Raw genomic sequence first — 10,750 nt, 5'->3', positions numbered from 1 at the left:
ACCGGGTTGCCATTGGCATCGGTCACCGTCACTTGCACGCTGTTGGTGTCAGTGTTGTTGGCATTGGCACCGTCAGCCAGAACAATCAGGCTGCCCGCGGCGATTTCAGCCGTACCGGCATCCGCCACAAACGTGGTGCCCACAGTGCGCTCGCTGCCGTTGATGCTGGCTTTCACTGTATTACTACCCGGCACGGTACTGCTCAGCGTTGTACTGGCCACACCCAAGGCATCAGTGAGCACTGATTTGCTGCCTACCGTCGCGCTGCCCGCCTCAACTGTAAATGTCACTTCCTGACCGGACACCGGATTGTTGAGGGCGTCAGTCACAGTGGCTTGCACCGTAATCGGTGTGGTGCCATCTGCCGGTGCATTATTGTTTGCTACGCTCAGTGCGGCAATGAACTGGTACGCCGAAAAGCTCATAGGTACATCAAAGCTACTCGCCGCCGCGCCACTGCCGTAGCTGACGTGCAGGGCCATGTCCCCCGCCTGGACATTCGTCACCTGGACCGAGACTTTGCCCTGCGCGTTGGTTGTTTCGTTGAGTGTGACGTCGCCCGCACTGCGTGCGGGCGCGTTTTTACGCGCATTGGCTCGCGAACTGACGGAGGTCAGCATCGCTCCTGCCGATGCACTGAAGGTTACGGCCTCGCCTTGCAGCGGCGCACCGCTACCATCCTGCATCGTGATGGTGACTTGATTGGTCTCAGTGCCATTGGCCGCAGCACCATTATTGTCCACCACGTGCGACACGCTCACACCACTGACGCTGGTGACGATCGAGGTGCTGATACGGGCCGTGCTATTGCCATTCACATCCCTGGCGATCGCGCTGACCAGATAGGTGTTGACCGCAGGTGGGTAAGTAAAATTCAGGGCCAGCTTGTTGGTCGGATCAGGCGTCGCCGAACCGCCAGCGGCTACCAGGGCCGAGGTATCCCACTCGATGGCGGCCAATGGGTACTTACTGGTCAAACTGGCGACCAGCGTATCGGCACTGCTCCCGACACCGGTTTTGGTCGGCAAGCTCATGTTCAACAGCACTTGTTTTTTGTAATCCAGAACGATGTTGTTATTACGTTCCACCAAATCCAGGCGACTGCCCGCCACCGAGCGCATTGCCGCCACGGCTGATGGGTCAACCTGTTTGGACAGTGGCTCGCCGAAACGATAAGTAAATCCCAGTTTAACCTGGGTATCACTCTGCCCGCCGGACCCAGACTTATGATCAATACCCCAGGTCATCAGAGGGAACGGCGTATGTTCTAAACCGACAGTCACTGCCTGAGGGTCGCTCTGGCGATTATTTTTGCCAAATAGCCCCACGTCTTTACCGTAGTACTTCTCGTACATCAACTTGCCCCCCAACTGAGGGTAAGACGGCAGATAAGCCTGGGCGCGAATATCAAAGCCATTGGCCGGACGCTCATCGTAATCGGCAAAGTCTCGCGATTGACGCCAATTGGACAGGCGCATGTAAGAGTTGGCGGCCAGTTTCAGGTTGTCATGAAAGGCTTCTGCACCGACGCCCAATCGACGATTATGGTTCGTCACATCCACATCGTAAAAAGCGTTCAGGCCCAGCAGCCACTTCTCCGTCATGTGATGACGCACACCCGCGCCAAAGTTCAGCGTATTGCGGCTGTCCTGGTTGCGCCCGCCCACTTGGGAGAACAACAGCGTCTGCTTGGTATCCGCAAGGGGCACCAGGATATCCACGGCACTGCCGTACAGATTGCCCTTGTCATCCACATTGATTTGCGCACGAGCGGTACCAAACTGGTTTAACCAGGCCTGCGCCTCCTGATTCATCGCGCCCACCGCGGCCCCTTTGGCCATCGATGCTGCGTCACGGCCCGCGTTGTCCGAGGCGACAATCCCGCCCAACTGCTTGACGACGCCGACATAGGCTCCCTCAGCCTTTTCAGGGTCGGGCATTGATTTAACCGCGACCTGCGCTGGACCCGCTGGCACCACTAGCTCATCGCCAACCGTTAACTCAGAGAACGGCTTATTAAAGGTAGGGAGTGCGTTGAGCTTTTTCAGCTCAGTCAGCGTCAAGCCGTATTTTTTGGCAATCGACGACACCGACTCGCCCGCTTTTAAGGTGTAGAGCTGCGTCCCGGAAAAAGCCCCAACGCTTGCACCCTCCGAATTCAACAGCGGCGCCGCTACCGCGCTGCCCACACCAAACAACTGCAAGCTGAGGCAAAGTAACGCCGTACGCCGAAAGGAAGACTCGCCGTGCTGAAAGAAGTTGGAGGTATCAGAAGCGGAGGGATCGCAGGGTGTTTGCGTTGTTCTCTTGCTTGGAATCATATTAGCGCTCACAGAGCCTCCCCTCCCATACGGAAGTTAATCGAAGGCTATATCAGTTAAATTTTGCTCGGCCTTACGCGCGTTCGCAGCCAAGGATTGATTGTGCTGGCAGCGTGCCGGGTGACAGAGTCGACAATCAAAAAGCCGTATCTATTGCAAGCCGGCATACGCACGACAAAAGCGTCCCCGCTTGAGGTTAAAACATAAAGCGGAACACTGATGGGTAGATACGGAAATCCGCATTTTCTGTGCCAGACGCCATCCCGAGTCGTATTAAACGCTGCGAGTAGCAAGAACAACTTTGTTGTCACGCAGTGTATACGTAGTTACGCCACGTACTTGAGCGGTTACCACATGCGCAGTCGATAGAAGACTATCAAGCCTTGCTACCGCGGAACCGCTCGCCAGAGCTGCCACGGTAAACATAAAGCCCATTTCAATCAGCTGGCTGGTTTTCATTTATTTATCTCTATATATCCGTGCATTGCTACCTTCAATAAAGAAGCAGAATATTTTAGCGTGAACCCTTGCATTCCACGGAAGAGATTAAACCCTACATCGCCAGCTCGAAAAATCAGGACTTTCCCATCAATGCATCAGATAAATCCTACAACCCATAGACATACTTCCTACAGGCCAGCGTGGCCAACTCCCATGAATTAAAACCGAGAGCAATTCTCGGCAGCACCCAAAAAACGTGAGCGTGCAGTGTGCTGCAAAAGAACAATTTTAGTGGTCGAAGGCCGTTACGAGCAGATCGAGCTACGGAACCAGTCGTGTACTCGAGACCACGAGCTTCGCCAGCCTCTGGAGGATCTTAAAAGCGGAGCAGCCGCTCAGGGATAGGAACTGGAACGCAGCCTTCAGTTGCCCAGTGATATTCCAGGCGTCCAGGCCAAGGGCACTCTGCCCCCAAGTCGGAGTCGCCAGCTCGGATGCCTACTACCACGTAACCAAAAGTTCAGAGGGCCTGGAAAGCCTGGGTATCCATGGCCACTGACATCGCGTCTACGTCCACTATGACCGATGGTCGCGCAAGGGGGGAGGACTGGTTGAAACTGATGACCTCACTTGCCAGGGATGCTGACTTAGAGCATCTGATGGTGAATGGCAGCATTGTCCGCATTCACCAGCATGGCGCTGCAAAAAAACAGCACAGGCTTTCGAGGCCACAGACAAGTCCCGAGGCGTTTTTTGCATCAGGATTCACGCAACAGTGGATGCCCTGGATAACCCGCTGCGCTGTTAACGCGGGGCAGGCTTCGGAATATGAACAAGCCACAGCACCGTTTGAGGGCTTCACATCCAAGGCCCTCCTGACCGACAAAGGTTACGACTCTGAAGCCTTCGTCGGTGCGATCCAGAGCATGGGAGCTCAGGCAGGATACGGAAGACGGCTTAATGGAGTCCTTCGAACTTGAAGGCGGACATCACCTTGAATTCACTCGATACCTCTCCAGAAAACGTATTGGATTGATCCACTCCCAGGTCTAACTTTTTTGTGCTACCGGTACTACTGGAAAAATCTATTTTCTTCAAATCAACCCAGAACGTATTAGGTGTTAGCGCAGACTCAAAAAAGTACAGTTTCCGCTTGTGGTCAACGACTGAACGCCAATGGGTGGATGAGGTATTGGGCTCGCCTGGCGTCGAGATGCCATAAGGTACGGAAACATTTCTGATAACGCTGAATACGCTGGCCAGCGCCACTTGTGGGTTTTCGGACTTGGGAATTGCATTGACGTAAAACGATGCTCTTGCAAAGCGGTCAGCCGCGCGATTAGACCCAGGTAACATGACCGTCCCACCAATAGCTTTCCAGTATGAGTTTAGCGCCAGTTGTTCGTTGAATGTCGGAGAGTTGGTCATCACCTGGAAAGTTCTATCATGGTGAATGACTTGTTTGCCTTTAATGTATTCGATAATGGCGCTGTCCCCTGATGCATCGGATATAGACAGGTGGAGGGTCGCCAAACGACTGTCCCCAGGCACCATAGAAGTGACCAGGGTAAACGGCTCATTCTTCAGAGCATCAACAGCTTCAGCCACGGTACCGTAATTATCCAGAACGTATTGAGCCCACGCGGCAATAGTCAAGCCAGGCTTAGCGCTATTGGGGGCTGGATATTCTGATTCAGCCAACCACAGCAGGTTGGCAGCCAACCCTGCTTCATTGACACCGTCAGTCGTTGCAATGTCATAGCCCGAGGCTACGACACTGCCATACTTCGATACCCACTTGATCGAATTTTGCCCTACTTCTCCGCTGCGCCGCATACCATTAGGGAAAACCCACAAGTTTGTCGCCACATCGGTCTTCCAATCCATTGATCGAGCAGTAATAACATCTTGATTGTCACCCAGGTAGACTAACCGAGTGCAGGCGTGCACGACAGGGAGAGACAACATGAATCCATGTCAGCATCAACGCGAGGATTTTCGTGATGGCTCTCTGCTTTGGTTTACGCACCTTCATTCCTGTGATCCTTCGAATGATTATTAGAAACGCATGGACAGCCCCAGTACTGAGCCTCGTTGGGTAACGTCGTATTTAAACTTATTACCAGTGAAATCGGTGATGCGATAGTTTTGGGACAACACCCGGTAACCGGCACGTAAAATAGTCGGGTGTTCAAAGAGGTATATCCGATAGCCCAGACAACCTTGAGCATTGAACGTTTCCTTAGAGGCCGTATCAAATCCACCGACGTCCGCTTCGCCGGAGAGAGTCCAACGGCCCGTCAGGTCGGATTGCATCCGTAAGCCAATGAATGGATCAGTCCAGTTTGTTTCTTTCTTGGTACTGAAGCCAACGGAGTTGACATCCAGCTTTGTCGAAAGCTTTGTCCAGCGCGCACCAACCGTGGGTTTGACGCGCTAGCTACAAGGCTCACCGAAAATCGTAGTACCTCCCAGCGCCTGCTCATAAACACGGTAATACATGCCAGCGGCAATGGTGCTCTGGGTGATAGACAGTCCTACTCTCTGACCAAGTACTCTCTCAGACTAGCTCGTATTTAGATAGACGCCATCGATATAGAAGCCGAGGGTGCGATTGGTGGCTTCCAGATTGCCATGAAGACAGAGTTCAGGTTATTAAAAACCTCTGAGAACGGCACATCGACTTTTGTATCCACTCCCGCTAGCGAGGCCTGGCCTTTCATTGACGGAGCCCAGACAAAGGGGCTAGCCACTACCATTCAATCAGAGCCAGTATCGACCGGCTTACATGGGCCATCGGCAAGAAATTCCACAGGAATGTGGCGGCTAATACACATCTGAAAATCTGTTCTCTTACAGGCTTCAGCATCATTCTTTACATTATCCATGTTAAGAATTTCTAGCGTTTAAATCTCCCTAGCATCGCAAAATGATCTCATGCGCTTATATTTCAACCGAAAATAGTTATCCGTCTTTGTGACGAAACGTAATCGGTGGGTATACGCCCGGGCATCCCGTCTTGCTCGGTTAGACCGGTTGCCATTTATGTGGTGGCCTGCTCAAATCACGCATCAGAGCGTTCTACTTCGATCACCAGACCTGTGCGTCAAGGTCAATGGGTATCCACAAGCTGGTTCAGCAGTATTTGGAAGCGCCCAAGTAAAGGCTTCAAACCAGACACCGATGAAACGCCCCCCCCTTGCGCCAAAGCAATCTCTACCTCACGACTGGCTGCTATCAGGCTGGGTATTCTGGCAACAGACAGAACTCCGCGAATGCGATGCAGCAGACGTATGATTTCGCCGATATCTTTACGCTCCATGGCCGCGTGAATGGCATCGAGATCTTCTGCCATGGAACTGACAAACAGTGTACGGATCCGCTCCGGTAACGCCAGAAGGTCTTCCCCATCGCCTTGTGGACAGGGTTTGTTCCGAGACTCTACCCTGATCATCCTGACAGTTTTTTCGTCTGTCACTTTCCTCAGGCAGGTATAAAGAGCATGCAGAGTGATGGGCTTCGTCAGCCAGGCGTTCATTCCCGCCGCGATGCAGCGATCACCCTCTTCCCGTAACGCATTTGCGGACACAGCGACAATCGGCAGCGCACCATTGTTCAGCCTTAATCGCTCGGCGAATTCGTAGCCGTCCATTACCGGCATGTTCACATCCGTCAACACCACATCGAACTCGGCATGTTCCAGGCATTCCAGAGCCTCCAGCCCGTTACCGACCAGCGTAACCGAACAGCCAAGCTGTTCCAGCTGTTCGGTGAGCAGTGCCTGATTGACCGGATGATCTTCCGCCAGCAATACCCTCAAACCGAGAGCCCCCTCGGGGCGCTCCGAATCCGAGGCGGTGGTCAATGCCACCGGCCAACCCAGCGCCAGCATCACGGCATAGATCACACCCAGGCGGCTATGCACATTGACCCGCCATCGGTGCTCGCTCAGCAGTGGTTGAACACTGGCATCATGCCCGGCCACGATCCGGGGGCCCTGCCAATCCACCTCAGGCAATGACTCTGGCAATAACTCCAGCAGCAACGCTGTCCGGTCTGGCGGCTCTTGTGTCTGTTTGTCCCACGGGACGACGTTGCCCATCGACATCTCAAGCCACTGGCAAATATCGTTGGTGAGTTCGGCTGCCGGAGAACGGACATGGATTTTTGCGCTCCCGACCTGGATGATCTCTGGAAGCCGAACACTGCTTTCCAATTCCTGCAGTTCCACTTCAAAACTGAAACTGCTACCCAAACCCGGCGCACTGACCACTTCCAGGGTCCCGTGCATCATCTGGCTGAGTTGGGAACAAATGGACAAGCCCAATCCGGCACCGCTCGAGGTATGCTGTTGGTTATTGGCCTGATAGAACGGTTCGAACAGATTGACTTGCTGCTCGCTCGAAATACCCACGCCCGTATCGACGATCTGCCACTGCAGCCGTACGCGCCCTTCTTCGCGCCCAAGCACGTTCAAGTAAAGCGTTACCCTGCCAGCCTTGGTGAACTTGATGGCGTTGCTCAGTAGGTTGTTGATGATCTGGCGAACCCGTATGCCGTCGCCCAGAACCCCCCCTGGCAGGTCCGTATCGACGCAGCTGTACAAGAGCAGTCCCTTGCCATCGGCGATAGCCGAATAGTTGCGCACCGCTTCCTCCACCACATCCAGCGGAGCAAAGTGCCCAGTATCCAGCGACATTTCTCCGGCTTCGATCTTCGAGATATCAAGGATGTCGCTGGTCAGTTGCAGCAGAATGTTGGAGGCCCCCTTGATCGTTCGTAGGTAGCCATGCTGTTGCTGACTAAGGTGCGTCAGCCCCAGCAACTCCAGGGTCCCGACGACACCGTACAAAGGCGTTCTGATTTCATGGCTCATGATGGCCAGAAAGCGGCTTTTTTTTTCATTTTCAGCATTCGCTCTGCTTCGGGAAACCAGCAGCTCGGATTCAGCCTCTTTATGGGCTGTTATATCAATGAACGCACACAGCGATGCGGGTTCTCCTTGATAGGTCGTTGGTGCAAACCGCGCATGTAAACAGAGCGAACCGATAACGGCGCAGGCTTCGCCATTAACCGGATTACCCTCCTCGAACATGTGCCAGTCGTGCGTCAGCTGCACCAGATCGTCCTGCTCGCCGAGCCATTGCAAAGCTAAAGAGTTTTGCATGACCAGCTGCCGACCACTTTCCTTGATCACGCACAGTGCTACAGGTGTTGCCTGGATGATGCCCTGACTGAACTCATCACGACTGAGCAGAGAACCGTAATATTGATCGGTAGGGCTGGAGATGTTTCTCCGTTGCCACCACAACAACAACCAGCCTAATCCCAGACAGATGATGAGCAATAGCGCCACATTGAATAGCTGCCATTTGGCATCCTGGAAAAGTCGCTGATAGCCAATGTGATAAATGACATGCCAGCTGTTCTCGGTTCCGGAACTGCGCTTGATCAACACCCCCTTCCAAGTTAGATAGATACCGTCTTCATAGTCAGAGTTCGAGCTGCCAGAACCCAGCAAGACCACTCCATTTGGAGAGATCAGATCCAGCGAATCGAAAACCGGTGCCTGCCGCGATGGGGTGTGATCATAGATGTTGTTCAATTCAAAAAGCGTGGCGGCAACAATTCGGGGAGACCCGCGGTTCATACCCCAGGATTGATCGGGCTCCTTATCCGAAACGTAAGCGAGCACTTCCTGACTATGACTTCCCAGAAACGCTTCACCCGGACGCCAATACACTCGATGGGCGTTGGGATCCGGTGGATTTTCATGCACGGCATGACTGACCCTTTCAATAACACTTAGCAGGCTGTTACGGGCCGTTTCGCCGCGTCCGGCCCGGCGCTCGATGGCAGGGATTGCCATTCCAAGCTTACTGTCAAGGTCCAGCAAGAACATCTGTGGCGCGGGATAAATTGAGTCGCTCCAGAACCCATGGTGAAAGTTCGACAACATCATGCCCAATGCCAACTTCCGAGACGTGGCCAGGTGATCGGCATTTTCAGGCACGGCATCGGGCAGCACCAAAGAAAACGCTGACGCGCGCGCTCCCCCGGCCACGTCATAAAGCGTCAGATGACTGGACTCTTCTTTAGTGATAGTTGACGTCATCGTCTCGACATCCGACTGGTAAGGCGCGGGGGTCGATCGGATGACTTGCAGCAGAAAAAGCTCGTGCTCGTGGATCGCGCCGATCAATCTGAAATAACTGTAGTTAGCCTTGATTCGTTGCGTTGACAGCACCTTGTAGATGGCCCAATAACTGGCACCAAAAAAGAAAATCGTCAGAAGAAATGAAGACAGCAAAATAAAGTTAAAGCGCAGCGAAGACCTGGACAGTTTGCGCAGATTGGAACGAATGGATTTCATGGACAGCCTAATTCAAATTATCAGCTACACCCTGTCGACGACTGAGTAACCGGGCCCGCGCCGCGCGGCTGCCTGCCGCCAAGCCGCGTGCTGTGTAAGAAGATTAACGGATTCTGCAATAAATCCTAAGTGCCCAGTAGGATAAATCCTAGTACCTTCATAGAAAGCGCTGATCGTCACTAAGGCGCGTTTCCTTCAAGGTAGGTCCATCGCTTACTTCCGGTTGACCCGTCATGCAGCCCATCAGCTTTCTTATACTCGACGCACAGCACTGCGAAAGGCAGCGTATCGTCGCGCTTCTACAACCGCTCGAACCGGGGCCAGTACATCAAGCCTCGACAGGCCAAGAAGCACTCGAAGGACTTCATCGCTGTGGCGGGGTCGATATCGCGATCTGTAATCTACGCGCGGCCGGCAGGGATGGCTTGACCTTCCTGCGCGAGGTCAGCAAAGCCCACCTGGCCCGAGCCATTTTGACCACTGGTCAAATGGACGCCTCATTGTGCAGCGCGGCCCAAGCCATGATCACTTGCCTTGACATGCAAGTGCTCGGGGACCTGGGGCAAACCAGCGATGTCGAGCAGATAAAGATTGCTCTCGATGCTTTTCGTGCTGGCAGCGACAAGCCCGTGACACCTGAGTTGAATGCTCCGCCTTCCATTGCGGATATTCAGCGGGCATTCGATGACGATGAATTCGAGCCCTACTATCAACCCAAAATCATGCTCAATGGCGGCGAGCTTAAAGGCGCGGAAGTCCTGGCGCGCTGGAACCATCCGAGGTTGGGGATCCTGTCACCCGGCTACTTTCTGCCGACCCTCGAAGCCCATCACCTCATTGACAAGCTGCTCGTTCGGCTGCTGGAAAAGGGGCTGATGCTACAGAAAACCTTGTCGCTATTCCTCCCGCCCGTTGAGTTAGCGTTCAATGTGCACGCCACGCAACTGGGCTCTACAACCTTTGTCGATCAGGTTGAAAAAGCCTTGAGTGAACTCAGGCTACCTGCCCACGGATTACTCTTCGAGATCACCGAAACAGGTTTGGTCAATTCTACGGCCAATAGTCTGGAAAACCTGATACGTCTGCGATTGATGGGATGTGGCCTGGCGATGGACGACTTCGGCAGTGGTTATTCATCATTGCAACGACTATGTGACCTTCCTTTCAGTCAACTCAAATTGGACGGTTCCTTTGTGCGCGAACTTGAGTCACGCCCTGATCACCGCGCCGTCATCGAAAGCGCGGTCAGGCTGGCCGACTCCCTGGGTCTTTCACTTGTGGTGGAAGGCGTGGAGACGTCGGAACAACAAGAGCAATTGCGCAGGATGGGCTGTTCCATTGGTCAAGGTTATGGCTTGGCACGACCGATGTCAGGGACGCATTTTTTCCAGTATTGCCTGGACGCTAAACGCAGCAAGCGCGATTAGCAGTTTAGGGCCTGAACACCTCTCCCTGAAATCGCCCGCCGCGTATCTCACCTGAAACCCATCAGGCCAGGCTCACTCGGCCTTTAATCAGCCATTTGCAACGGTGTGCTCGTTACCTTGAGACCACGTTTTTTATCCATGGACAGCGTCGTGCCAACACGCTGTGAAGATCCTCATGACAGCAAGCC

Annotated in this window: 6 protein-coding genes and 1 pseudogene; 2 read left to right on the top strand and 5 right to left on the bottom strand. The window is 53.7% G+C overall.

Translation table 11 applies throughout. The features are described 5' to 3' along the window. Together PVZ80_RS13570 and PVZ80_RS33985 are read right to left on the bottom strand one after the other, a co-directional pair. Window positions 1–2,321, bottom strand: a 2,321-nt coding sequence (locus PVZ80_RS13570; RefSeq protein WP_273864056.1) for an inverse autotransporter beta domain-containing protein, incomplete at its 3' end; no start/stop codon positions are given. A gap of 273 nt (window positions 2,322–2,594) precedes the next feature. Beyond that, complete coding sequence (locus PVZ80_RS33985; RefSeq protein WP_371923056.1) at window positions 2,595–2,780, bottom strand: hypothetical protein; 186 nt, start codon at window positions 2,778–2,780, stop codon at window positions 2,595–2,597. 593 nt (window positions 2,781–3,373) lie between these two features. Here PVZ80_RS33985 and PVZ80_RS13560 point away from each other — a divergent pair. Further along, a complete protein-coding gene (locus PVZ80_RS13560; protein ID WP_273864055.1) occupies window positions 3,374–3,742 on the top strand; it encodes a hypothetical protein in 369 nt (122 codons plus the stop codon). Here PVZ80_RS13560 and PVZ80_RS13555 read toward each other — a convergent pair. From PVZ80_RS13555 to PVZ80_RS13545, 3 genes and pseudogenes are all read right to left on the bottom strand, one after another. Next, window positions 3,720–4,746: pseudogene (locus PVZ80_RS13555) on the bottom strand (linear amide C-N hydrolase). The gene PVZ80_RS13560 and the pseudogene PVZ80_RS13555 overlap by 23 nt on opposite strands. A 74-nt stretch (window positions 4,747–4,820) precedes the next feature. Beyond that, window positions 4,821–5,078 carry a hypothetical protein gene (locus PVZ80_RS13550; protein ID WP_231999310.1) on the bottom strand — a complete coding sequence of 86 codons (258 nt, stop codon included), beginning with the start codon at window positions 5,076–5,078 and terminating at the stop codon, window positions 4,821–4,823. Between the two features lie 796 nt (window positions 5,079–5,874). Beyond that, entirely contained in the window at window positions 5,875–9,135 is a 3,261-nt protein-coding gene (locus PVZ80_RS13545) for a hybrid sensor histidine kinase/response regulator (protein ID WP_041988068.1), read from the bottom strand. Between the two features lie 233 nt (window positions 9,136–9,368). Here PVZ80_RS13545 and PVZ80_RS13540 point away from each other — a divergent pair, with 233 nt between their 5' ends. Next, window positions 9,369–10,562 (top strand): EAL domain-containing response regulator, encoded by a 1,194-nt coding sequence (locus tag PVZ80_RS13540; RefSeq protein ID WP_273864053.1) that lies wholly within the window; start codon window positions 9,369–9,371, stop codon window positions 10,560–10,562. The last annotated feature ends 188 nt before the right edge of the window (window positions 10,563–10,750 follow it).

The organism is Pseudomonas sp. B3G-3 (genome assembly GCF_028640915.1).
Classification (GTDB): Bacteria; Pseudomonadota; Gammaproteobacteria; order Pseudomonadales; family Pseudomonadaceae; genus Aquipseudomonas; species Aquipseudomonas chlororaphis_I.
Note: the sequence above shows the minus strand (reverse complement) of the source record. Positions and strands in the feature narration are given on the sequence as shown.